This is a genomic window from Cupriavidus sp. UYPR2.512, assembly GCF_000379565.1.
In the GTDB taxonomy this organism is placed as follows: Bacteria; Pseudomonadota; Gammaproteobacteria; order Burkholderiales; family Burkholderiaceae; genus Cupriavidus.
The window spans coordinates 34,628-58,828 of sequence record NZ_KB903162.1 but is presented as its reverse complement, the minus strand read 5'-3'; the positions used below and the strand labels follow the sequence as shown (position 1 = coordinate 58,828).

Here is a 24,201-nt window from a genome sequence, read left to right as displayed (position 1 = left end):
AGGCAATCCAACACGGCAGGGAGAACGGGAATGAAACGCAAGGTCGCACTGATCACTGGCATCACCGGGCAGGATGGCTCCTACCTCGCCGAGATGCTGCTCGACAAAGGCTACGAGGTGCACGGCATCAAACGCCGCACGTCGCTGTTCAACACCGACCGCATCGACCACCTCTATCGCGAGCGGCACGAGCAGGACCTGCGCTTCTTCCTCCACTACGGCGACCTGACCGACGCCACCAGCGTGCTGCGCGTGATCCAGCGCGTGGAGCCCGACGAGATCTACAACCTGGCCGCGCAGAGCCACGTGGCGGTGTCGTTCGAGGAGCCGGAGTACACCGCCAATGCCGACGGGCTGGGCGCGCTGCGCATCCTCGAGGCGATCCGCATCCTCGGCATGCTGCGCAAGACGCGCTTCTACCAGGCCTCGACCTCGGAGCTGTACGGCCTGGTGCAGGAGGTGCCGCAGAAGGAGACCACGCCGTTCTATCCGCGCAGCCCGTATGCGGTGGCCAAGCTCTACGCCTACTGGATCACGGTCAACTACCGCGAGGCCTACGGCATCTATGCCTGCAATGGCATCCTGTTCAACCACGAATCGCCGGTGCGCGGCGAGACCTTCGTCACGCGCAAGATCACCCGCGCCATTGCGCGCATCGCGGTGGGGCTGCAGGACGAGCTCTACCTGGGCAACCTGTCGGCGCTGCGCGACTGGGGCCATGCGCGCGACTACGTGGAGATGCAATGGCTGATGCTGCAGCAGGAGCAACCCGAGGACTTCGTCATCGCCACCGGCGAGCAGTACAGCGTGCGCGAGTTCGTGCAGTACGCCGCCGCCGAGCTGGGCGTGACCATCCGCTTCGAGGGCACCGGCGTCGACGAAGTCGGCATCGTCGAACGGGTACACGGCAAGGAAACGCGGCTCGCGCCGGGCAAGGTGATCGTGCGCGTCGACCCCGCCTATTTCCGCCCGACCGAGGTCGAGACGCTGCTGGGCGACCCCACCAAGGCGCACGAGAGACTGGGCTGGCAGCCGACCACGCCGTTTTCGGCGCTGGTCAGAGAGATGGTGCGCGCCGACTTCCAGATCGCGCGGCGTGACGCGCTGGTCACGCTGGCCGGCTTCAAGGCGCTGGAACACCACGAATAAAGGGCGGCAGGCACCATGGACAAAGAGACAAGGATCTACGTCGCGGGCCACCGCGGCATGGTGGGCTCGGCGCTGGTGCGGCGGCTGCGCGCAGCGGGCTACGAGCGCTTGCTGACCCCCGCGCGCGCCGAACTCGACCTCACCGACCAGGCCGCCGTGCGGCGCTTCTTCTCGCAGCAGGCGGTGGACGTGGTGCTGCTGGCGGCAGCGCGCGTGGGTGGCATCGTGGCCAACGCGTCACGGCCGGCCTCGTTCCTGTACGAGAACCTGGCGATCGAAACCAACGTGATCCAGGCCGCGTTCGAAGCCGGCGTGCAACGACTGGTGTTCTTCGGTTCCTCGTGCATCTACCCGCGCGACTGCGCGCAGCCGATCCGCGAGAGCTACCTGCTGGGCGGACCGCTGGAGCCGACCAATGAGGCCTACTCGATCGCCAAGATCGCTGGCCTGAAGCTGTGCGAGGCCTATAACCGGCAGTACGGCACGCGCTACGTCTCGCTGATGCCGACCAACCTGTACGGGCCCAACGACAACTATGACCCGACCAACAGCCACGTGCTGCCGGCACTGATCCGCAAGGCGCACGACGCTGTCAGCGACCGGGCCGACACGCTGACGGTGTGGGGCACCGGCGCCCCGCGGCGCGAGTTTCTGCACGTCGACGACCTGGCCGGGGCCACGCTGTTTCTGCTGCAGCAGGACCCCGACGGCGGCGTGTTCAATGTTGGCACGGGCAAGGACATCCCCATCCGCGCGCTGGCCGCCATGGTGTGCCGCATCGCGGGCTTTCCCGGCGAGCTGGTGTTCGACACCACGAAGCCGGACGGCACGCCGCGCAAGCTGCTCGACGTATCGCGCCTCGCCGGAATGGGGTGGCAGCCAACGATCGGGCTGGAGGCGGGCCTCGCCCGCACTTATCGCGAATTCGCCATCGCGCGGCACAGCCGGAACACCGCCGTGGCATGAGAGGGCCCCGCCACGCCTGCGCGGCATCAGGGCGGCAGGGGCAAAAAGGGAAAAGGGCAAAAAGTACGCAACCAGGGGGGTAGTCGTTATGTCAGGCTCAGTCACCATCTTCCACAACGTCGTCTGGTCGCGCCACAAGGGCCAGGTCTTTTCGGCGCTGCATCGGCTGCACGGGCAGGGTCCGATCGCCTACCACATCGTGCACATCGCCGAGACCGAGCACATGAGGCTGGGCTTCTCGGGCGTCGACTACGGCGCGCACCAATACCCGATGCGACAACTGTTCAGGGGCTGCTACGAGGACGTGCCGCGCTGGAAGCGGACGCTGCGGCTGGTGGCCGAGGTGCTGCGCTCCGACAGCGAGCTTGTGGTGCTGCCGGGCTACCACCTGCCCGAGTACTGGGCGATGCTGCTGGCCTGCATCGCGACCGGCAAGCGGCGCGCCGTGTTCTGCGATTCCACCGGACGCGACCGCCCGCGGCGGCTGCTTACCTCGCTGCCCAAGCGGCTGTTCTTCGCGCTGTGCCAGGGCTACTTCGGCTTCGGCGAGCGCAGCCAGGAATATCTGATGTCGCTCGGCGCCCGGCGCGAGCGCATCTTCATTCCATGCCAGGCGGCTGCGCTGCGCGACGGCTATACCCCCGAGCAGGCACTGGCCCGGCGGCTGCTGGCGCGGGAGCCACAGGCGCTGGAGTTTCTCTATGTCGGACGGCTGTCTGCCGAGAAAGGGCTGGAGTGCCTGCTCGACGCCTTCGCCGGCCTGCTGCCGTCGATGCCCGATGCCACGTTGCGGCTGGCCGGCTCCGGCCCGATGGCCGACAGCCTGAGCGAGCGCATCGGCGCGCTGGGGCTGGAGCACGCGGTGACCTTGCTGGGCAGTGTCAGCGACTCGGCGCTGGAAGCCGAGTATGCGCGCGCCACTTGCCTGGTGCTGCCGAGCTACAGCGAGCCATGGGGCCTGGTGGTCAATGAGGCGCTGGCGCATGGCTGCCCCGTGGTGGTCAGCGACAACTGCGGCTGCGTGCCCGAGCTGGTGCAGGAGGGCGGGACCGGCCTGGTGGTGCCCGCGCGCGACGTGGCCGCGCTGCAGGCTGCGCTGGGCAGTGCCGTGCAGGTATTCGCCGATACCCGCGCCACCGCTCAGCGCTGCATTGACCTGATCCGCCGCTTCGACCCCGCAGCGGCGGCCGCCCATATCGACCGCGGCTGCACCCGGCTGCTGCGGGGCAAGGCTGCGTCCGCGCGCCCCGGCGTGGCCGAGGCCGAGGCGCCACGGAGCACCCAATGAAAATCCTGATCTGTGGGCAGAACTACGCGCCCGAACTGACCGGCACCGGCAAGTACACCGCCGAGATGGCCGAGGCCATGGCCGCGGCCGGGCATGAAGTGCGGGTCCTGTGTGGTCCGCCGTACTACCCGGCCTGGCGGGTCGAGGACGGCTACTCCGCGTGGCGCTACCGGCGCGAGCAGCGCGGCGGCGTGCGCGTGCAGCGGGTGCCGCTGTGGGTGCCGCGGCGTCCGGGCGGGCTGAACCGCCTGCTACATCTTGGCAGCTTCGCACTGGCGGCGCTGCCGGCACTGCTGGCCCAGGCATGGTGGCGCCCGGACGTGGTGATGGTGGTCGCGCCCGGCTTGATGAGCGCACCCGGCGGCTGGCTGCTGTCCAGGCTGACAGGCGCGCTCGCCTGGCTGCACCTGCAGGACTACGAGGTCGACGCCGCCTTCGAACTCGGGTTGCTGCGCGGCGCCGGTGCGCGCCGCGCCGCGCTGGCGGTGGAGCGCGCGCTGCTGCGCGGCTTCGACGTGGTCTCGACCATCTCAGAGAAGATGACGCAGGCCGCGGCGCGCAAGGGCGTGCCGGCGGCGCGCATCGTGCTGCTGCCGAACTGGGTCGATGCCGACGCCATCCACCCGCTGGATCGCCCCAGCGCGTATCGCGAGTTTCTGGGCATTGCCCCGCACCAGAAGGTAGTGCTGTACGCCGGCAACATGGGCGCCAAACAGGGGCTGGATGTGCTGATGTGTACCGCCGCGGCCCTGGCGGGGCAGCCCGACATCGTATTCGTGTTCTGCGGTAACGGCCCGGCCCGGCAAGAGCTGGAACTCCACTGTGCCGGCCTCGAGAACTGCCGCTTTATCCCGCTGCAGCCGACCGACCGGCTCAACGAGCTTCTGAACCTGGCAGACATTCACGTGCTGCCGCAGCGCGGCGGGGCGGCCGACCTGGTGATGCCGTCCAAGCTGACCGGGATGCTGGCCAGCGGCCGTGCCATCGTCGCCATGGCCGAGGGCGGGACCGAGCTGTTTGCCGCGCTGAGCGGGCGTGGCGTGGCCGTGCCGCCCGAGGACGCCGAGGCGCTGGCCCATGCGATCCGCCGGCTCGCGGCCGATCCCGCGCAACGCGCCGCGCTGGGCGCCGCGGCGCGCGCCTATGCGGTAAGCACGCTGTCGGCACCGGCGGTGCTGGGCCGGCTGGAGGCACGGCTGCGTGTGCTGCGTGCAGGCGGCGCTGCCGCCGAAGCCGAGCCGGCACCGCGTGCTGAACTCACCAGCAGCGGGCTGCGCGCGGAGGAAGCGGAGTAAGCCATGCCCAAGCTACGACCGCGCGCCGAGCGCCGCCGCCATCGCTGTCCGGGCGGATGCGAACCATACCTGCCGTGGCCCCGCTGCCAGCGCCGTGCGCCGGTGGGGTGCCCCTTGTCCTGCAGAGGAGAGGTGACATGCCAGCCATCGAGCCGGCCCCGCCGCGTACGTGCCGCGTAGTTCACCGCCCGGTGCACGGCGGCAACCTGCCTGCGCTGACCAGCATCCGCTTCCTGGCGGCGCTGACGGTGGTGCTGTGCCACTACGCCCAGATCGGCCTGGTGGCCGTACCTGGCTGGTTCGTTGCCGCGGCCGACGGCGGCCGCCCGGCGGTGTCGCTGTTCTTCGTGTTGTCGGGCTTCGTGCTGGCCTACAACTATCGCGACAGCCTTGCCAGCGGCGGCGTACGGGCCTTCTACGCGGCTCGCGTCGCGCGCATCTGGCCGGTGCTGCTGCTGTCGCTGCTGCCGGCGCTGGCGGTGACCGCGTGGCTGCTGCGCAGCGGCGATGCCGTGCTGCTGCGCGAATGGTACGGCCTGGCCCGGCCTGACCTGGCGCTGCTGGCGGCGAGCCTGCTGTGCCAGTTGCTGGTGCTGACCGCCTGGCTGCCGTTTGCCGGGCTGAACCAGCCCTGGAACGGGCCGGCGTGGAGCATCTCCTGCGAGGCCTTCTTCTATGCATTGTTCCCGGCGCTGCTGGCCTGGACCGTCGCGCGCGGCAGCCTCGCGCTGCTGCGCTGGTGCGGACTGCTGTGGCTGCTGCAGGGCGCGTGGATCATGCTGGCCGATGTCGCCACGCCCCCAGCGCGCTCGGGTTTCCTGATCGCGCAGTTCCCGCTGACGCACCTGTTCGAGTTCGTGCTGGGCGTGTGCGCTGCGCACTGGCACGTCCGCCTGCCGCTCGACGCCGACGCACGCCACCGGCTCGGCCTTGCGCTGGCCTGCGCGGCGCTGGCGGCGCTTGCCGCACTGGCGCTGGCGGCGCCGGGTGACTGGCCGGCTTTCTACCTGCAGTCGCCACCGTTCGGCGCGCTGATCCTGGGGCTTGCGCTGCTGCAGCGACCCGTGCTCGGCCTGCTGCACCGGCGCTGGATGATCGCGCTGGGCGAGGCCAGCTTCTCGCTGTACCTGCTGCATGTGCCGCTGGGGCGCCTGGCCTGGCTGGCGGGCTGGCGCGCACCGCAAGGGTGGCTGGTGCTTGCCCTCGCGGTGGGTCTCAGCCTGCTGGTCTTCCGCGTCTATGAGGAGCCGGTGCGCAGGTGGTTGCGCCGCCGGCTGGCTCCGGCCGCACCGGCGCGCGCAGGCGCGACGTTGCCGCCACGGGCGGTGCGGGGCTAGGAGAACAGCATGCGCAACCGGTTCACCACCTTGTGGATCTGGCTGGCGCTGTGCCCGCTGGCGCTCGATTTCAAGAGCGTCGACGAGAACGGCAGCCGCATCATGCAGATCCTGCTGACCCTGCCCGCCATCGCCGCCACCATCGTGCTGGCGCTGACCGCGCCGCGCTTCGCCGGCGGCAGCCGGCTGCGCACGGTGGTGACCATCGCGCTGATGCTGACCGTGCCGGGCAGCCTGTTGCCGCAGTTGCTGCAGGGCAACGACTTCGGCAACTACCTGCGCGTGCTGCTGCCTTTCATGCTGACGTTGTGCGGCTACCTGGCAACGTGCCGGCCTTGGCAGCAGGACCGGGTGGTGCAGATCGAGAAGGCCATGTTCACCGGCATGGTGATTTCGCTGCTGTTCAGCTTCGGCTATGGCATGGCGATCGGTGGGGGCCTGGAGACGGTGCGCTTCCGCATCGTGTCGGTGGTGTTCCTTGCACTCCAGGGCCTGCTGCTGCACGAGTTCGTTGTGGCGCGGCGCTACTCGCGGCTGACGCTGCTGCTGTTCCTGCTGTCGGTGGCGATCGAGCTGCTGAGCGTGACCCGCAGCCTGCTGGTAGGCACCGCAATGCTGTTCTGCCTGGCCACCTGGCTGGGGGCGCCCTCGCTGCGCCAGCTAGTCAAGTCGGTGGTGCGCGCAATGGTCATCACCGTTGCGCTGATCGGCGGCACGGTGGTGATCGGCTCGGCGCTGTTTCCCAGCGTCGCCGCGCACTGGAGCCAGCGCATCTCGGCGGCCAAGGTCACGGTGTCGGGCATCGATCCCACCACCGCCACGCGGCTCGCCGAAATGAAGGACCAGTACGACCAGGTCACCGCGAGCACGACCGCGCTGCTGTTCGGCAAGGGCTATGGGCACAACTACCGCTATTCGCCGGACTACCTGATGGCGCTGGCTGGCCAGATGACCGAGAAGGAGTTCTACGCCATCAACGAATGGGCCGCGGGACACAACTTCTGGGTGTACCAGCTGTTCGCCGGCGGGCTGCTGCTCGGCATTGCGTTCCCGTTCGCGGTGCTGTTCGCGCTGTGGCGGGGCGCCGCGGTGTACCGGCGCTGGCGCCGCGATGCGCCGCACGCACCGTACCTGCCCGTGCTTGGGCGCGCGCTGATGGTGCTGGCGGCGTTGCCGGCCACCTCGATCGGCGGCAATCCGCTTGGGCCGCGCTACGCCGGCCTGGTCTACGGCGTTGCGCTAGGGCTGCTGGTGGGCTCCTGCATGCGGCTGCAGCGGCTGGCAGTGCGGCGCGTGGCGCCGCCGGCGGCACCAGCGCGGTTGCCCCGCTTTTCTCTCGCCCGCGCGGCCTCGTCCGCCAAGCGACCTACCCAAGGAGCCCGCGCATGAAGATCCTGCAATTGCTGCCATCGCTGGATCCGCGCCAGGGCGGGCCTGCCGAGTGCGTGCGCCAGAGCGCGATTGCATTGCGGGCGCAGGGCCACCGGGTCGCGGTGCTGACGCTCGACGCACCGGATGCACCGTGGCTGCGCGGCGCTGGCCCGGATGTGCACGCGCTCGGGCCCGCCCGTGGCGGCTACCGCTACTGCCGGGAGCTGCTGCCGTGGCTGCGCGCCCATGCGCCTGCGTTCGATGCGGTCATCGTCAACGGGCTCTGGCAGCACCATGGCTTTGCCGCCTGGCGGGCGCTGCGCGCCAGCGGGGTGCCGTACTTCGTGTTCCCGCACGGCATGCTGGACCCGTGGTTCCGGCGCACCTATCCGCTCAAGCACCTGAAGAAGTGGCTGTACTGGCCCTGGGCCGAGTACCGCGTGCTGCGCGATGCGCGCGCGGTGCTGTTCACCGCGGAGGAGGAGCGGCGGCGCGCGCGCGAATCGTTCTGGCTCTATCGCGCGCGCGAGGTGGTGGTCAGCTTCGGCACTAGCGCGCCACCGCCCGCGCGGGCGGCCGACGGTACCAGCCTGGCAGAGCGATTCCTGGACGCGCATCCCGGGCTGCGGGGCAGGCGCATCGTGCTGTTCCTCGGTCGCATCCACCCCAAGAAGGGCTGCGATGTGCTGATCGAGAGCTTCGCGCAGGCCTGTGCGCAGGTGCCCGACGCGCACCTGGTGATCGCCGGGCCCGACAGCGCCGGCTGGAGCCGCGAACTGCGTGAGCTGGCCCGCGCGCACGGCGTCGCGCACCGGATCAGCTGGCCCGGCATGCTGCGCGACGAGACGAAGTGGGGCGCCTTCCATGCCAGCGAGGTGTTCGTGCTGCCGTCGCACCAGGAGAACTTCGGCATTGCGGTGGCCGAGGCGCTCGGCTGTGGGCTGCCAGGGCTGCTGTCGACGCAGGTCAATATCTGGCGCGAAGTGGTGCAGGGCGGCGCCGGGCTGTGCGCGCCAGACACCGTCGACGGCACGGCGCGGATGCTGCGCGACTGGTTCGCGCTTACGCCCGCGGGGCGTGCGCGCATGCGTGCGTGCGCGCACGCGGTGTTCGCGCGGCATTTCACGGTTGAGGCCATGGCCGCGGACCTGTTGCGGGTGGTGCAGGGCGGCGTGCCGCGGCAGGCCGGCCTGGCGGCACGCTTGCTGGCGCAAGGGGGGGAAGACAACCGGTAAGAAGGTGGGAGGTACGAACGCGAAGGCCGGGACGGGGCTGACGTCGCCCGCGAGGGGGCGATGGCGGGGGCAGAAGAAACAGGGAGCGACGCTATGTTTGTCGATGCAAGGCAAATCGAACAGAACACGACATTGCGCACCACGGTGTGCATCGTTGGCGCAGGGGTCGCGGGCATCACGCTGGCGCTGCAGATGCAGCGCATGGGCATCGATGCCTGCGTGCTGGAAAGCGGTGGCTACAAGCCGGACGAAGACACACGGGACCTGTACCGGGGCGAGAACGCCGGGCTGTCCTACAGCTTTGCCGACGGCTGCCGCAGCCGCTACCTGGGCGGCAGCAGCAACTGCTGGGGCGGCTGGTGCCGGCCGCTGGACCCGTGGGACCTGGAGCGTCGCGACTGGGTGCCGCACAGCGGCTGGCCGTTCGGGCTGGACGAACTCAAGCCTTACTACGAGCGCACCCACGACCTGCTCAAACTCGGTCCGCACAACTTTGTCCCGGCCTGGTGGGAAGCGGCCATCGGCCGCGCGGATGTCCGGCGCCTGCCGCTGAGCGGCGAGAACATCCGCGACACCATCTCGCAGTTCAGCCCGCCGGTGCGTTTCGGCAAACTGTACCGCGAGGCGCTGGCCAGCGCAGATCGCGTCAAGGTGCTTCTCCACGCCAACGTGATCGCGATCGAGAGCGATGCCCACGCCGGCACGGTCACCCACGTGTCGGTGGCCACGCTGTGCGGCAAGCGTTTGCGCGTGGTGGCGCAGCGCTTCGTGCTGGCCGCCGGCGGCATCGAGAACGCGCGGCTGATGCTGGCCTCGAACCGGGCCAGCCCGGCGGGGCTGGGCAACGCCAACGACCTGGTGGGCCGCTACTTTATGGACCATCCGCGGCTGATGTCGGGTTGGGTGCATTTCAACAAGGCGTGGTCGCGCAACAAGCTGTACGACATCAAGTACCACTACCAGAACGCGGCGGTCAGCGCGCACGGCACGCATATCTCGTCGCAGTTCGCGCTGCGGCCCGAGGTGCTGGCGCGCGAGCGCCTGCTCAATGCACGGGTCTGGTTCTTTTCGATGTTCTTCGGCGAGGGCAGCGCCGGTGCCGAGGCGCTGATCCGTGCCAAGCAGGCCATGCTGCGCAAGGATCAGCCCGGCTACCGGCTCAGCCGCGACCTGCTCACCATGGCGGCGCATCCGGTCGATACCGTCGGTTTCGGTCTGACGCGGCTGCTGCAACCGAGCGCGCTGATATCGGGCGTGCGCATGCAGGCCATTGTCGAGGCCGCACCCGATCCGGAGAGCCGCATCACGCTGGGCGACCAGCGCGACCGCCTCGGCATGCCGCGCGTGCGCGTGAACTGGCGCCTCGGCAGGCTGGTGCAGCGCACCTTCGACCGTACCTTCGCGCTTCTGGCAGACGAGCTGCAGCGCACCGGCGTGGGCCGCGTCACGCTCGACCCGCCGATCGAGGGGCAGCCGTGGCCCGCCTCGCTCGAAGGGACTTGGCACCACATGGGAACCACGCGCATGCACGACTCGCCGCGGCATGGCGTGGTGGACCGCAACTGCCGTGTGCATGGCATCGGCAACCTGTATGTCGCCGGCAGCTCGGTGTTCCCGACCGTCGGCGCGAACTTTCCCACCATCACCATCGCCGCGCTGGCGCTGCGGCTCAGCGACCATCTGGCTCGCACGCTGGACGACACCGCGCGCGCCGCCGGCGTCGCGCCGGCCGAAGCCACGCCGGCGCTCAGCGAGGAAGAAGGGCTGGCGCTGCGCAAGCTCGCCCTGGCCGCACCGGAAGGAGAACCGACATGACCGCCCGGATCGTCATGGCCTGCCTGCTTTCAGGTGTGCTGGCCGCGTGTTCGTGGGCGCCGGGGCCGGCGCTGGACAGCAGCCGGCTGCAGGATGACCTCGGCGCCAAGACCGGCACGCAGGCCTATCCCGTACGGCTGATCACCGCCGAGGTGATCCGCGCCCAGATCGACGCCGTGGCCGCTTCCAACAGCCAGGTCTCGCCGGCGCGCGGCGTCGACCTGCGCGCCAGCATCGAGCGTTACGAATACCTGGTCGGCCCGCAGGACGTGCTCGGCGTGACGGTGCTGTTCAATCCGCAGCTCAGCTCGACCGCGCCGGCCGCACCCGCCGCCGCGCAGATGATGCCGACCGAGGCCGCGCAGCCGCAGCTGCCGCTGGACCAGAACGGCTTCCGCGTGTCGCGCACCGGCGAGCTGTATTACCCGCCAGTGGGCCTGATCAAAGCGGGCGGACGCTCCATCGAGGATGTCCGGCGGATGATTACGCACGGCCTGGAGCGGGACCTGCGCGATCCCCGCGTCGATGTGCGCGTGATCGCCTACCGGCATGGCCGCGTCGACGTGACCGGCATGGTGCGCAACCCCGGCTCGATCCCGGTCACCGACGTGCCGCTGACCATGATCAACGCCGTGGCGCGCACCGGCGGCACCATGCCCGAGGCCGACGTGCAGCGGGTGCGGCTGACCCGCGGCCACGATGTCTACGAGCTCGACCTGGAGGCACTGATCGACCGGCGCAACGGCTACAGCGACTTCCTGCTGCAGGCCGGCGACATCGTCAACGTGCCCGACCGGCTTGGCAGCCGCATCTTCATCCTGGGCGAGGTGGCCAAGCCGACTTCACTGCTGATGAACCGCGGCCGCCTGACGGTGGCCGATGCGCTGGCCGGGGTCAACAGCATCGACGTGCGCTACGCCGACCCCCGCCAGGTCTTCATCATCCGTGGCATGCGCGACAGCCCGACCACGCCGGAGGTGTTCCGCCTCGACATGAGCCAGGTCGACGCGCTGTTGCTGTCCACGCAGTTCCGGCTGGAGCCGCTGGACGTGGTCTACGTGGGTACCTCGGATGCGGTGCGCTTCAACCGTGTGCTGGAGCAGATCACGCCGACCATCCAGACGCTGTTCTTCACCAAGGAGCTGTCGCGCTGATTACCTGAGCACTGAGCACAACCACCATAACCATACCGCGTGCGCACGCCCCAGCGTGCAGTACCGCGGATCGCGGAAAACATCGTCTGGGCAGAACGGGGAGTCGACATGGAGAGCCAATCTTTGCGGCCGGAAACGAACTATGTGCTGGCCGCGCTATTGCAGGAGGACCGCCGGCTGCTGGCCGAGCAGCTGGAACTGGTCAGGCTGCGCGCCGGACAGGTGCTGAGCGCGCCAGGGCAGCGTGTCCACCACGTCCATTTCCCGACCACGGCGGTGGTGTCGATGCTGGCCCTGTCGGAGTCGGGCGCCGGCCTCGAGGTGGCGGTGGTCGGACAGGAGGGGCTGGTGGGCATGCCGGTCCTTACCGGGGGCGATTCCATGCCATACCGGGTGGAGGTGCGCTGCACTGGCCTGGCCTTTCGGATTCCGGCCGCGGTGATGCGCCATGCCTTCATGCATTCTGCAGCGATGCGCCGGGCCAGCCTGCTTTACGTGCAGGCGCTGCTGACGCAGGTGGCGCAGGTCGCGATCTGCAGCCGGCATCACACCCTGAGCGACCAGGTGAGCCGCTGGCTGCTGCTGACGCTGGAGCGCATGCATTCGCGCGAGCTGCTGATCACGCAGCAGGGCATCGCCGACCGGCTCGGCGTGCGGCGGGAAGGCGTAGCGACGGCAATCGGCCGCATGCAGGACCTGGGGCTGTTAGGCACCAGCCGCGGTCGCATCGCGGTGGCCGACCGCGAAGGGCTGGAGCGGCTGGGTTGCGAATGCTACCGGGTGATCAAGCGCGAGTACGCGCGGTTGTTGCCACCGCCGCCGGCAGCGCCGGCGGCCACGGCCGCGGCGGGCAGGCTGCAGCCATGCCATGCGGAACAAGGCGTGGCGCTGAGGAGTTGCATATGAATGCCCATCTCCACGATGCCCAACCCGGCGTGCCGCCGGCGCACGCGCTGGCGCCGCTGCTGCGCGCGCATGGCCGCTGGCTGGCCGCGGCCACGGTGTCGGCCGCGCTGGCCGGTGCGCTCTATGCCTGGTCGTTGCCGCCGCTTTACCAGGCCGACGTCCTGATCGGCGCGCCGCGCGGCGCTCCGATGCCGTGGCTGGCGCCGCGGCAGGGCGGCGCGCAAGCGGCGGAGCTGGATACCAGCATGCTCACCAGCCGCGCAGTGCTGGCGCCGGTGGTCCACGATCACGGGCTCGACGTTGAGGCAGCGCCGCTGCGCCTGCCGTGGCTGGCCCTGCTGTGGTCGTGGCTGGTGCGCCCGGGGAGCGACGGCCTGTTGGCCGCGCCGCTGCCGGCGCTGGAGCGGTACGGCTGGGGCGGTGAGCAGCTGTCGGTGGCCGCGCTGGCGGTGCCGGCAGCGCTGCTCGACCAGCCCCTGGTGCTGGTGGCGCTGGGCGGACAGCGCTATCGCCTGCTAGCCCCGGACGGGCAGCAGCTGCTGGAGGGCGAGGCCGGGACGCTGGCGCGGGGCGGCGAGGTGTCGCTGCGGCTGGCCGCGCTGGTTGCGCGGCCCGACACGCAGTTCACGCTGACACGGCGCGACAGCGCGGCGGCGGCGGCCGCATTGGCCGGCGCGTTGCGCATCGAGCCCGCCCGCGCGGCCACGTGGCCGGCGCGTGAGCCGTCCGGCGATGCGGCGGTGCGCATCGCCTGGCGCGACACCGACCCGCAGCGTGCCAGCGCCGTGGTCAACGCGGTGGCGGCGTCGTACGCCCGCACACTGGCCCGGCAGCGCCAGGAGCAGGCCGCGCGCATGCTGGACTTCATCACCGCCGAGCTGCCGCGCCTGCGCGCCGAAATGGAGCAGGCCGAGACCGCGCTGGCGCGCCATCGCGCCCGCGCGGGCTCGCTGCTGCCCAGCCAGGACGCGCAGTCCTATCTGCACGGCAGCATCGAATACCAGCGGCAGATCTCGACACTGCGGCTGGAGCGCGCCCGGCTGCTGCGGCGCTACACGCCGGAGAACCAGGAAGTGCGCGCGATCGACGACCAGATCGAGCAGCTGCGCAACGACCGCCGCAGCCTGGACGGCCGGCTGCAGGGGCTGTCAGAGGCCGAGCGCGACCAGGTCTCGCTGACGCGCGACGTCAAGGTTGCCGAGGATACCTATATGTTGCTGCGCAGCCAGGCGCAGATGCTGGCGCTGGCGCGTGCCGACGCCGGCAGCGAGGCGCTGCTGCTCGACGCGGCCACGCCGTCGGTCGCGCCCGCAGGGCCGCCTCGGGGCCTGATCACGGCGGCGGCAGCCGTGCTCGGCCTGTTGCTGGCGTGGGCGGCAGCGCTGGTGTGGCAGCGGCGCGCCGCGCGGCTGGCGTCAGCCGGCACGATCGAAGCCGGGCTGGCGCTGCCGGTGATCTGTGAAGTGATGTTCAGCACGGAGCAGCGGCAACTGGCGCAGCGCAACCGCGCGGCGGGCGGCACGGCGGAACTGTCAGCCGGCGGCCCGGCTGGCGACGGCGTGGTGCTGACCAAGGTGCCGGGCGGCATCAGCGATGCCGGCTGCGCCGGCCACGACCAGTTCCTGCTGGCCCGCCAGCATCCGAACGCGCTCGCGGTGGAAGGGTTGCGCAGGTTGCGCGCCGCGCTGCAGCTGGGACTGCAGCCCCGCGGCAGGCGCATCGTGGCGCTGACCAGCGCACGCGCGGGCGAGGGCAAGACCTTTGCCGCCGCCAACCTGGCGGTGCTGGCGGCGGATACCGGCCTGCGCGTGCTGCTGGTCGACGCCGACCTGCGGCGCGGCGCGCTGGGCGGCTGCTTCGGCATCAGTGGCAGTAGCGGCCTGGCCGACGTGCTGGCGGGCGGCCCCAGCCTGCGCGACGCCGCCAGGCGCACCGCGGTGCCGGGCCTCTGGCTGCTGGGCGCTGGCACGCTGCCGTCCAACCCGTCGGAACTGCTCAGCCAGCCGCGCCTGCGCGAGGTGCTGGCGGAAGCCGAGGCGCGCTTCGACCTGGTGCTGGTCGACACGCCGCCGGTGCTGGCGGTGGCCGACGCCATGCTGGTCTGCCACCTGGCCGGCGCGACCCTGCTGCTGATGCGCGCGCAAGAGACCCCGCAGGCGCTGGCAGCGCAGGCGCTGGGCCAGCTCGGGCGCAGCGGCGCGGTGGTGGTGGGCGGCGTCATCAACGGCGTGTCGCCGCGCCACGACAAGGCGCGCTACGCAGACAGCCGCGCGCTGCTCGGCGGCACCGCCGGCCGCCTGCATGCGCCGGCGCTGCCCGCGCCGCAGGAAGCCTGCCGCGCCGTGGCCCTGGAGGGAGGGCGTTCATGAGACCTCGTCTGGCCTGGTGCGCGGTGGGCCTGCTGGTTCTGGTGCTGATGGTCGGCACGCAGATCCCGGGGCGCACGCGCGACATGCTCGAGCGCGGCCTGCATGCCCCGTTCCCATTGTCGTCGCTGGCGCACTTCCTGTTGTTCATCGGCATGGCGTGGCTGCTGGCGTCGCGCCCGATCGCCTGGCCGGTGCCGCGCATCGGCGCCGGCTTGCTCGGCCTCGCCCTGCTGACCGAGGGGCTGCAGGTCTTTGCCATCAACCGCCATCCGCGCTGGCTTGACGTCGGCATCGACATGGCGGGCTTCCTGGTCGGCACGCTGATCGCAGCCTGGATGGCGGGGCGGACCCCGCGCGGCGCGCGGCAGTCGGCCCGGCGTGGCCAGAGCCCGCCCGCTGACACCCCGGGCCGCGGCCGCAGCGGTGCCGGGCCTTGACCCGCCAAGCGTGCAAGAGCCGGGCGCCTTTGCTAGAGTGGACGGATTGCAACTCCGTCGCCTTGGTGCGTAGCGACCCTCCGCATGCAACCTTCCCCGATTGCCGGATCACCGACTCTGTCGTGCCGTCGCGCACTGCGGCGGGCGCTGGCGGCTTGGCGCGAGCAGAGGCGCCTGGCTGCCGCCGCAGTGGGCCCGTCGTGGCGCGCGACCGAGCCGCTGGCTGACGACTGGCGCTGCTGGCTCGATCAGGCGCTGATGGCATTGGGCACCGCACTGGTGTGTGCCGGCGCGATCGTCTTCTTCGCCTTCAACTGGCAGGATCTGCACAAGTTTTCCAAGTTTGGCCTGCTGGCCGGCGCCATCACCGTGCTTGCCGGGTTCGCGTGGCTGCGCCCGGCTGGCGACTTGGCGGGACGCGCCGCACTGGGCGGCGCGCAGGTGGTCGCCGGCGTGCTGCTGGCCGTGATCGGCCAGACCTACCAGACTGGCGCCGATGCCTGGCAACTGTTTGCACTCTGGGCCCTGCTGGCGGTGCCCTGGGCGCTGGCGGCGCGCGCGGCGCCGCACTGGTGGCTGGTGATCGTGGTCGGCAATGTGGCGCTGCTGCGCTACTTCAGCATCCGCTTCGGCGTCGACGGCGTGTTCGCGCTGTTGTTCGATACGCGCTATCTGCGCACTGCCACGCTGGCACTGCTGGGCGCGGTGGTGCTGCAACTGGGGTTGTGGCAGCTGCTATGTGCGAAAGCGCCGGCGCTTGGCTTTCGCGGGCAGACCGGCAGCCGCATGCTGGCTGCGCTGGCCTGCGTGCACGCCGGCTCGCTCGGGCTGGCCAGCCTGCTGGGCAGCGACTTCGACGGCGCCGCCTTCGCGCTCGCGGTGGCGGCGCTGGCGGTCCTGATCTGGTGGTTCCGCCAGCGCGCCTTCGACATCGTGGTGCTGAGCCTGGCCTGCCTGACCGGCATCGTGCTGGCGGTAGCCGCGCTCGCCAAGGTGCTGTTCGAGGGCAAGGATGACTTCGGCGCCTTCCTGCTGCTCGGGCTGGTGACAATCGGCCTTGCCGCCGGCGCGGCCGCCTGGCTGATGCGTGCCTGGCGCAGCCAACTGGAGCAGGCATGACAAACATACGGCAGACCGAGCAGCGGCTCTGGCAGCAGCTTGCCGCACGCGGCGAGGTACAGGGCGAGCCGCCCCCGCACACCCATACGCCCTGGGCGGTGCGCTGCCTGATGGGCGCGGCGGGCTGGCTCGGCGCCTTGTTCTTCCAGCTCTTCCTGGTGGGCACGGTCTTCGTTGCCGCGCGCGAGAACGGCATTGCGATGGCGGTGACCGGACTGGCCATGATCGCGCTGGCCGCGCTGCTGTACCGGCGTGGCGGCGGCATCGCCACGGGGCAATTCGCGCTTGCCGTGAGCCTGAGCGGGCAAGGCATGGCCGTGTTTGGCCTGGCCGAGGCCCTGGGCTTCACGCGCGTCACCGAGAGCGCAGGCTTCTGGGCCGGAATGGCGCTGTTCGAGGCCGCGCTGGCTTTGCTGGTGTCCAACCGGCTGCACCGGCTGTTGTGCGGGCTGGGGGTATGGATCGGTCTGGCAGGCGCCGTGCACCTCGTCCTGGCCGGCAGCCAGCCGGGGGACTGGCGGTTGCTGACGTGGTCCCTCGGTTGGCTGGTGCCGCTCGGCTGTGCGCTGGTGACCGGCTTCACGCTGGCCGAAGCACGCCTGTGCGCGGCGGGCCGTCATACGTTGCTGGAGCCGCTGGCCGACGCGACGCTGCTGTTCACGCTGGCGGTCGCCCTGGTCGTCACCGGCATGAGCCATCCGATGGCCTGGCTGGGCGGCCCCGAAGCCGGACGTATCCCGCTGGCACACTGGGTCGCCGGCGGGCTGGCCACGCTGGTGATGGCCGGGTTCGCGCTGGCCGAATGCCGCCGCCTGGTCCTCAGCCCCGCCATGCAGGGCGCCGTCCTTGCTGGCGTGGTGGCCTTCGGCGCGCTGATGGCGGCCGCACCCGCGGTGGTGGCTGGCGTGCTCGCGCTGGGGCTGGCGCTGCGCCGAGCGTCGATGCCGTGGCTGGGCCTGGGCATCGCCAGCATCGCCATCGGCTTCATCTGGTATTACACGGCGCTGCACTGGACCCTGCTGGCCAAGTCCGCCACGCTGGCCGCCGCCGGCGTCCTGCTGCTGGCCGGCCGCCACTGGCTGCTGGGCCGCGCGCAGATGGAGGCCGCATGAAACGCTGGATCCTGATCGCCTGGGCCCTGACGCTGGCACTGGCCGCCGCCGGCATCACCGGCAAGGAGCGCCTGCTGGCGCGCGGGGATATGGTCTACCTCAAGCTCGCTCCGGTCGACCCGCGCTCGCTGATGCAGGGCGACTACATGGCGCTGAATTTCGACATCGGCAACCAGATCCGCGCCGCGCAGATGCAAAACGACCGGCCTCCCCGCGACGGCGTGGCCGTGATCCGGCGCGACGACCAGGGCGTGGCCAGCTTCGTGCGCGTGCATGGCGGCGAGCCGCTGGCGGCAGGCGAGCAACTGCTGCGCTACCAGATCGCGCGCTCGCGCTGGGGCGGCACGCAGGTGCAGGTGTCGACCGATGCGTATTTCTTCCAGGAGGGACAGGGCGAACGGTTCGCGCAGGCCGGGTATGGGGAATTCCGCGTGGCTGCGGACGGGCAGGCGCTGCTGGTGGGGTTGCGGGGGAAGGGGATGGAGAAGTTGTGAGGTGAAAGCGGTGTCGCTCGCGCCAGATAGAAAAAGCCCGCATCGCAGCGGGCTTTTTCATGTGGTCTGCCGGGCTCAGACGTTGAAAAGCATTAGCAGATTCATGGGTATGTGGACACAATGAGAGGCTGAGCAATCAACAACTTAGGCGATACCTTGTGTCGCTCGTATGGCCGGTAGATATGGACACTACAAAGCCCGAAGTGTCCATCGAGCTGAGGGCTCTCAGAGCCCTTGAGTGGGCCGTCCACTGCGAAAGTTGTCGAATCAGCAGGCGACCTAGCGATATCGCTCGAAACCAGGATTCGCGATCGATGCTCGAACGGCTCCTGCACGAACACGTTTGACGTCGTTCGTCGATTGTCGCTTTCGGGGAGCGTGTCGCCGCCGCTGCCCCCAGGCTCGGGAGTCCAGGTGGCACAGCCATTTGCGTGCGTGGAGCCGGAAGACAAGCGCGCTTGTCGCTATGCCAACGAGCGCAGGTAGTCGAGGCACAGGTCCTTGTCCGCTGGTTTGGCGATGATCTCCGCTAGGCAGGCGAGATTGGCCTCACCGAGCAAGTGGCGGCCGGTTTCGATAGCGTCGCGGGCACGCTCAAGCTTCCCCTCGACCGTCCCAACCCACTTCACCCACCTGACGAGCTGCTCGTGAGTCATGGTATCGACGTTTAACTCGGCGAACTCCTTGCCCTTGGCGTCGAGGTCGAGCACGAGAATCTCGCGCAGGTCGTTCTCCGGACGCAGTGCGTCAAGGTAGTTGACCCGCCCGATCGGCTCATCGACGTAGTGCGGCCGAGGCAGCCGACGTCCAGTCCGTTCCTCTTCGAGCTCGATTTCCTTGGCCGTCGCTTTGCGCTGCGTGAAGATCGTGTTGCCGCCGGTCTTGAGCAGCTCCGCGACGCGGCGGACGACATCCTGCGGGCAGCCCTTGTTGAGCTCAAGCAGCGGCCGCGACTTCTTGTGAACCCAGTCGGCGCCGCGATCGCCACGGCGAAGGTCCTCGATGGCCTGAAAGAGCTCATCGAGCTTGAAGTGGAAGCTCCAGAGCGTTTCGCGATTTTCCTTCTCCGTCATGTCGCGCTCGAACTGCCGGGACATGTCATTGAAGTCGACGCCAAAGTGATTGCGCCCGCAATCCTTGCCCAGGTTCGTCTCCAGCCCATCCTTGGTGACGACCAAGTAGCCGCGATTGTGCGGGGTGTGGCAGCTTGAAAGGCCGCAAAGAATCTTGTCCTTGAAGACGTAGCGGCCGATGATGGCCCTGAGCTCGTGTTGCGCAGGGTTGAGGTTGTCGTTGAACCCCGGGCGTTCGAGTACTTGCTCCCAGCTGTCAATGCGCACCAACTGCTTGTCAGTGTTGATGGTAATCAAGCCTTTTCCTCCGTGGGGAGCCGGGTCTGGCGATGGCGCAAGCATAGCAAAAGCGACATGGCGGTGCGTGCCGTCAGGCCCTTGATCCGGTCGTCGATGACCGCATTTGCGTGCAACCAACTCCCTGTGTCAACGCCAAGCCGCTGCTCAAAGCCTGCTGCGACGCAAAGCAAACACTGGGTGTTAAGGGACATGGCACACGCGGCGGCTTCAGCGTGACACTACGTCCAATCGCGAGGCGCCCAAACTTTATCTCCGTTCGAGAGGTGCAGCAACGACAGCGTGTAGCCGTAGTTGTCGCACTGCAGCTTCATCTCGCGCACGACTGCATCAGGGTGCGCGTTCTCAAACCACGTCTTCAGTTGCACGCGCTCACCCAACCGCGATGACTCTTTCTCGGGGTCTGCGGCGAGCGAGCCTTCGGGGACGGGAACAACTCGGCCGCGAGTCTTGAAGTACGCGCCGTTCTTGAAAGCTTGGTCGGAAGAGACGCTCCAGTTCATGAAGCCATCCGTGGAGAGCACGAGAACAGCGCTGTCCTCGGTGGAGCGAATCCATCGCAGAGCAGCCGAAGTCAGGGACACACCGAATTTGGTAGACGTACTTGACAGAACATCGAGGTCGATTGCCGGGCCTGCAACGCTTGCCCTGAACTGTTTCATCGGCATCAACAGCGTGGAGGCGAACTCGTCGGCCTCGGCCTCCATTTGTTTGCTCCCGGCGTCATAGCCGGCGACTTCTGCTTGCGAGCAATGGAACTCGTTTTGCAGGAGTCGGTGCACTAGGAAGTGGCCGAGTTCGTGGGCTTGTGTGAAGCGAATCCGCCCTGGTGACGTCAACGATTCGTTGTAGAGAAGCGCCCATCTGCCCTTCTCAACTTGGAACAAGCCACCTTCGAAGCTGTCGAGATTGGCAGCTTGGACGTCGGTGATTTCGTCCCCGAGCCTCAGGTCACGCCCAACGGCTTGGGCAAGCTCTCCTACGTCAACCGGGAATCGAGTCGATTCCCCTAGTGCGGCGTCGAGAAGATGGGACAGACGAATCGCAGCTTTTGACGGCCTGACCGGCTCGGTTTGCGGCATCTATTATCCACCAGTCTTTTTCAACGCCTCGAGGATGACTCGCAACTGTTCTTTCGTTTCAGGTTTCAGTTTGGAGTAGTTGCGAAAGAACTGCCGGTCCTTCAGGTCTTCCTGCAGATCTTCAATGCTGTCGTCCATAAAGAAGGCAACGTCGATGTCTAGCGCGCCGGCGATCGCCTGCAATTTGTCCAGGGAAGGCCTCGGCGATTGCCGGTTCTCCAATTCCCACAAATAGCTTTTGCTCAGTCCAGCGTCTTTCGCTAGGGCATCTAGGGACTTGCCCTTCTCGGCTCTTTTCGCTTTGAGCTTCTCGCGGAGTGTGGCCATTGTCTTGAGCGAATCAGAAAAAGCGAGCCTTGTATTGTACTGCGATACCGAACGAAAGTGGTCGGTATTTTTAGAGGCACTCCTCATCCTGCTGTTCGGTACACCGAACAATTTTAGTGTACTATAGCGTCTCATGGGGCATGGCTCTGGTTACGAGCACTGAGACCCATCAACCAGTCGCCGCACCCGCGGCGAAAACCGTAAGCGAGGTATCGCATGAGCGACGCAGCTCTCGGAAACAAGCCGCACGAAGGCAGCAGCGATCAACACGACGACAAGCACGGCCCGAAACTTCAGTTCGAGCATGTGGCGTCCGTCCAGGAGGTCACGTTCCGGGTTTCCTGGAGTGACACGTTGCAAGCTGCATGGGACATGGCGTATGTGAAGTTGGGTGAGGACCGGCGCCCGGATGATCGCCTCCAGACCGACGATGGCGTAGACATGATGCCGTACCTCGGCGAAACGATGCGGCAGCTCTTCGACGACAAGCACACGAAGAGCCACAAGTTCCAAATCGTCGGCCCGACGGGGGGAGCGCAGTCGTGATCGCACCGATGCCTGTGCAGGACATTCACGCTGGGAGGGAGGCGTTCCAGCGTGACCTTCAATCAATACTCAAAGACAGCACCTTGACCGACAGGGGCTGGTCGAAACCCGACGACCTGACTCTGCTCGTGCCCATGCTTGTCGAAAACGCGCCTCAACGCCAGGTTGATCTTTACCTGCTGCGTCTGTTCTTCGATCACTACCCGAAGGGCCCTCCGAGTGCGCAGTTCATCAACCCCCTCACGATGACATACGTGTATCCCGATGACGTGCGTTGGGTTCCGAAGTGTGAAGGCGCACCCGACATCGGCTTTCACCCGAACTACAACAGTGCCGGTCAGCTCATCTGTTCTTCGACCACGCTCGAGTTTTATAAAGTGAACCATAGCGTGAATGCGGAGCACGTGTGGGATCCGCAGCGGATGAACTTTTTGGCGACGCTTGCCGCGATCCGTCGTGGCCTAGCCCCCCAGTACTACAAAGGCCGCGGCACGCCATGAACGACGAAACAATTCTATGGCGGCCGCGGCCGCCAACGCTGTATGTCCCGACGGGCAAGGTGTTGACGGTGCCGGCTCAGACGCTAGTGCGTACGGCCGTGATCCTGCGCGGTGCGGGGATGGTCGAGTCAGCTTGTCTATGGCTCGGTCCGCTCGATAGCGTTGGAAACGGACTGGTGAAGGCCATTGTGGTGCCAATGCAAATCAATCGGCCGCGGAACTACTCGGTGCCTGGCGAGGCCATGCTGAAGGTCGCAGAACTAGCTCGGGCGCAAGGGTGGACTGTTGTCGGCGCGATCCACTCGCATCCTGGCGTTGATGTTGAGCACTCGTCTTGCGACGACGAGATGACGCCGAGCCGCCGAGCGGTGTCCATTGTCGTCCCCCGGTACGGCAACTGGTCAGGCTCGTGGCCGCGGGGCCTCGGCGTCCACGAGTATTTCCAAAGCTATTGGCATCTGCTGTCGGACGAGCACGCGCAGTCGCGAGTGGTGCTTTCTGATGGTCCAGAAGCCGCAATATTTGACCTGCGATGACCGCGATGAAAACTGAACTGGATCAGCTTGCTGACCGGCATCTTCGTGCCGACCCCCAGGGCGTTCTTGCCGACACTAGTGAGGCGAAGCCAGGCGTCGTCCTCGTCCACGTCAGTTTGCGCATGGCAGCGGCTTCGGGCACGCAGCATCTTGTCTGGATGCTAGTCAGCCTACTGAGCCGCCAGTTCAAAGTCGTGAAGGAAATCATCCTCGACGTGCCGGAAGTCACCCTTCACCAGGGCGTGGCACCGTTCGGCGCGAAGGATACCCTTCTCGAAACGCTGGAAGAATGCGTTCGTTTGGTCAGTGGACCTCACATCAGAGCCACTCGGATCGAAGCGGGCTCGGCGCCCGACGTGACTCTGGTGATCGGCTCCGACACGACGGCATCGCCCCGGCACCTGCAACTCTACGCAGATGGCTGGAGATATTTCGTTGGCGTAGATGGAGAGGTGCCGGATACTCCCCCCCGAAGTGACCTCTCCATCGGGCCATATCTGTGCGCGAGCTACGCTGCCGGAGAAGTCTTCAAGTTGTTGCGGGGGATGAAGCCGGGTAAGGGCGAGTTCATCAGGGCGCATTTCGCCTCATCTTGGACGATGTCTTGTGCCGATACGTGGGCCGAACTCATTGACGGCCCGAGCGCCGAGCAGTTTGAAGTGCTGCCGCATTTCTACTTCGCTGGCGCTGGCGCTGTCGCTCAAGCAGCCGCCCTTTGCCTCGGCACTTCGCGTTTCGCCGGCTCGTGCAGCGTCGTGGACAAAGACGAACTCGACCTGACCAACGACAACCGCTACGCCCTGTCGACCCGCGAAGACGACGGGGAGTCCAAGGTTGGTCTCATGCAGCGCTACCTACGGTCGGTAGGTTTCGACTGCAAAGCCGTTTCGGATTGGTGGCAAACCTTCGCTACAAGCGGTGGCAAACATGCTCCCAACGACGACGTTCGAGCCTTTGAGCAGGCGTACAAATTTCCCATCGTTCTATCGTGCGTCGATAAAAACGACCCGCGGCATGCGCTTCAAAACGGCTTGCCACAACTGATCGTCGGTGGCAGCACTGACGGACTCAGCGCGAAAGCAAGCATCTTCGACCTTGGTGCTGGAACGGCCTGCCTAAAATGCCATAACCCACTACCGTCGCGAAACGCCATCGTTCAGGAACGAATTGCCGCAATGCGGCAGCTCGATGGTGAGCGCCGGACGGCGTACGCTCGCGAACTTGGCTTGACCGAGGAGGACGTTGAACTCCTGCTCGGCCCCGGTGGTTGCGGAAAGCTTTCCGAAACCGACCTCGACCGCTTCGCCGCCGGCTCGCCCGAGATGTCGGTGGGATTTGTTTCCGCAGCAGCAGGCGTCCTGCTGGTTGCCCAGTTCCTACGCTACCTTCACTTGGGTGCGGCTAAAGCAATTCAGGACGGCACCATGGCGGTTGCGACATTCGCCCGGGCAAGGGTTCGGTCGATGAATGTCGGTCATGATCATGGCTGCGATTGCTCCCAACTGCTGCGAGACCGCTGGAGCAGACATTGGTCCAGTTCGTATCGAGCATAGCTGGCTGCCGCTTCTGAGGATTTCAAGAATAGTTATGAAGAACGAGGCCGCCTGTGCTTGAGCGGACGCCCAAGTGCGCCCGCTTGTGGCCAACTGCCGCCTGAGCGTACTAACGCCCGAAAGCGGTCATTGGCTGCTCAAAGCGAACGTCCCAAATCGATCACTCGTCGGTCGCGATGACAGGGCGTACGGCCGTTGTACTTTGGAAGCAGCCTGTGCGGTGACGTTGTGCCGAGTGGC

General features: G+C 67.8%; 22 protein-coding genes. 19 read left to right on the top strand and 3 right to left on the bottom strand.

Translation table 11 applies throughout. The annotated features are described in order from the left end of the window. Positions 1 to 30 precede the first annotated feature (30 nt). The 15 genes from gmd (at position 31) to A3A5_RS0128175 (ending at position 18,047) form a co-directional block, all read left to right on the top strand. On the top strand, positions 31 to 1,149 hold the full coding sequence (gene gmd, locus A3A5_RS0128245; RefSeq protein ID WP_018313824.1) for a GDP-mannose 4,6-dehydratase: 1,119 nt from the start codon (positions 31 to 33) through the stop codon (positions 1,147 to 1,149). A gap of 15 nt (positions 1,150 to 1,164) precedes the next feature. Continuing rightward, positions 1,165 to 2,115, top strand: a complete 951-nt coding sequence (locus tag A3A5_RS0128240; RefSeq protein ID WP_018313823.1) for a GDP-L-fucose synthase — start codon at positions 1,165 to 1,167, stop codon at positions 2,113 to 2,115. A gap of 88 nt (positions 2,116 to 2,203) precedes the next feature. Continuing rightward, entirely contained in the window at positions 2,204 to 3,403 is a 1,200-nt protein-coding gene (locus A3A5_RS0128235; RefSeq protein WP_018313822.1) for a glycosyltransferase, read from the top strand. Beyond that, a complete protein-coding gene (locus A3A5_RS0128230; RefSeq protein WP_018313821.1) occupies positions 3,400 to 4,698 on the top strand; it encodes a glycosyltransferase WbuB in 1,299 nt (432 codons plus the stop codon). Before A3A5_RS0128235 ends, A3A5_RS0128230 begins: the two co-directional genes overlap by 4 nt. Positions 4,699 to 4,835: 137 nt before the next feature. Then, positions 4,836 to 6,035: an acyltransferase gene (locus tag A3A5_RS0128225; RefSeq protein WP_018313820.1), complete on the top strand. Its 1,200-nt coding sequence runs from the start codon at positions 4,836 to 4,838 to the stop codon at positions 6,033 to 6,035. A gap of 9 nt (positions 6,036 to 6,044) precedes the next feature. Further along, entirely contained in the window at positions 6,045 to 7,424 is a 1,380-nt protein-coding gene (locus A3A5_RS39465; protein ID WP_018313819.1) for a hypothetical protein, read from the top strand. Continuing rightward, positions 7,421 to 8,641, top strand: coding sequence for a glycosyltransferase (locus A3A5_RS0128215; RefSeq protein ID WP_018313818.1), 1,221 nt, complete (start codon positions 7,421 to 7,423; stop codon positions 8,639 to 8,641). Before A3A5_RS39465 ends, A3A5_RS0128215 begins: the two co-directional genes overlap by 4 nt. 93 nt (positions 8,642 to 8,734) lie before the next feature. After that, on the top strand, positions 8,735 to 10,456 hold the full coding sequence (locus tag A3A5_RS0128210; protein ID WP_018313817.1) for an FAD-dependent oxidoreductase: 1,722 nt from the start codon (positions 8,735 to 8,737) through the stop codon (positions 10,454 to 10,456). Next, complete coding sequence (locus tag A3A5_RS0128205; RefSeq protein ID WP_018313816.1) at positions 10,453 to 11,610, top strand: polysaccharide biosynthesis/export family protein; 1,158 nt, start codon at positions 10,453 to 10,455, stop codon at positions 11,608 to 11,610. The genes A3A5_RS0128210 and A3A5_RS0128205 overlap by 4 nt, the downstream gene beginning before the upstream one ends. A 108-nt stretch (positions 11,611 to 11,718) precedes the next feature. After that, positions 11,719 to 12,516: a Crp/Fnr family transcriptional regulator gene (locus tag A3A5_RS0128200; protein WP_035813861.1), complete on the top strand. Its 798-nt coding sequence runs from the start codon at positions 11,719 to 11,721 to the stop codon at positions 12,514 to 12,516. Further along, positions 12,513 to 14,885, top strand: a complete 2,373-nt coding sequence (locus A3A5_RS39460) for a polysaccharide biosynthesis tyrosine autokinase (protein WP_018313814.1) — start codon at positions 12,513 to 12,515, stop codon at positions 14,883 to 14,885. Before A3A5_RS0128200 ends, A3A5_RS39460 begins: the two co-directional genes overlap by 4 nt. After that, positions 14,882 to 15,322: a hypothetical protein gene (locus tag A3A5_RS0128190; protein WP_157637311.1), complete on the top strand. Its 441-nt coding sequence runs from the start codon at positions 14,882 to 14,884 to the stop codon at positions 15,320 to 15,322. The genes A3A5_RS39460 and A3A5_RS0128190 overlap by 4 nt, the downstream gene beginning before the upstream one ends. An 84-nt stretch (positions 15,323 to 15,406) precedes the next feature. After that, positions 15,407 to 16,441, top strand: a complete 1,035-nt coding sequence (locus tag A3A5_RS0128185) for a DUF2157 domain-containing protein (protein ID WP_035813859.1) — start codon at positions 15,407 to 15,409, stop codon at positions 16,439 to 16,441. Further along, positions 16,438 to 17,553: a DUF4401 domain-containing protein gene (locus tag A3A5_RS0128180; RefSeq protein ID WP_018313811.1), complete on the top strand. Its 1,116-nt coding sequence runs from the start codon at positions 16,438 to 16,440 to the stop codon at positions 17,551 to 17,553. Before A3A5_RS0128185 ends, A3A5_RS0128180 begins: the two co-directional genes overlap by 4 nt. Continuing rightward, the gene (locus tag A3A5_RS0128175; protein ID WP_018313810.1) at positions 17,550 to 18,047 is read left to right on the top strand and encodes a GDYXXLXY domain-containing protein; all 498 of its coding nucleotides are present in this window, start codon (positions 17,550 to 17,552) and stop codon (positions 18,045 to 18,047) included. The genes A3A5_RS0128180 and A3A5_RS0128175 overlap by 4 nt, the downstream gene beginning before the upstream one ends. A 464-nt stretch (positions 18,048 to 18,511) precedes the next feature. On the opposite strand, the gene A3A5_RS0128170 is transcribed toward A3A5_RS0128175, so the two are convergent. The 3 genes from A3A5_RS0128170 to A3A5_RS0128155 form a co-directional block, all read right to left on the bottom strand. Then, entirely contained in the window at positions 18,512 to 19,417 is a 906-nt protein-coding gene (locus A3A5_RS0128170; RefSeq protein ID WP_018313809.1) for a hypothetical protein, read from the bottom strand. A 221-nt stretch (positions 19,418 to 19,638) separates the two neighbouring features. Continuing rightward, the gene (locus tag A3A5_RS0128160; RefSeq protein ID WP_018313807.1) at positions 19,639 to 20,499 is read right to left on the bottom strand and encodes an ImmA/IrrE family metallo-endopeptidase; all 861 of its coding nucleotides are present in this window, start codon (positions 20,497 to 20,499) and stop codon (positions 19,639 to 19,641) included. 3 nt (positions 20,500 to 20,502) lie between these two features. Next, positions 20,503 to 20,826 carry a helix-turn-helix domain-containing protein gene (locus A3A5_RS0128155; protein ID WP_018313806.1) on the bottom strand — a complete coding sequence of 108 codons (324 nt, stop codon included), beginning with the start codon at positions 20,824 to 20,826 and terminating at the stop codon, positions 20,503 to 20,505. A gap of 216 nt (positions 20,827 to 21,042) precedes the next feature. On the opposite strand from A3A5_RS0128155, the gene A3A5_RS0128150 reads away from it, so the two are divergent. From A3A5_RS0128150 to A3A5_RS0128135, 4 genes are read left to right on the top strand one after another with little or no spacing between them, the layout of a single operon-like run. Further along, positions 21,043 to 21,372 (top strand): hypothetical protein, encoded by a 330-nt coding sequence (locus A3A5_RS0128150; RefSeq protein WP_018313805.1) that lies wholly within the window; start codon positions 21,043 to 21,045, stop codon positions 21,370 to 21,372. Continuing rightward, positions 21,369 to 21,872, top strand: coding sequence for a hypothetical protein (locus tag A3A5_RS0128145; protein ID WP_026201219.1), 504 nt, complete (start codon positions 21,369 to 21,371; stop codon positions 21,870 to 21,872). Before A3A5_RS0128150 ends, A3A5_RS0128145 begins: the two co-directional genes overlap by 4 nt. Further along, positions 21,869 to 22,408, top strand: a complete 540-nt coding sequence (locus A3A5_RS0128140) for a Mov34/MPN/PAD-1 family protein (protein WP_018313803.1) — start codon at positions 21,869 to 21,871, stop codon at positions 22,406 to 22,408. Before A3A5_RS0128145 ends, A3A5_RS0128140 begins: the two co-directional genes overlap by 4 nt. A 5-nt stretch (positions 22,409 to 22,413) precedes the next feature. Beyond that, positions 22,414 to 23,961, top strand: a complete 1,548-nt coding sequence (locus tag A3A5_RS0128135; protein WP_157637310.1) for a ThiF family adenylyltransferase — start codon at positions 22,414 to 22,416, stop codon at positions 23,959 to 23,961. Positions 23,962 to 24,201: the final 240 nt, after the last annotated feature.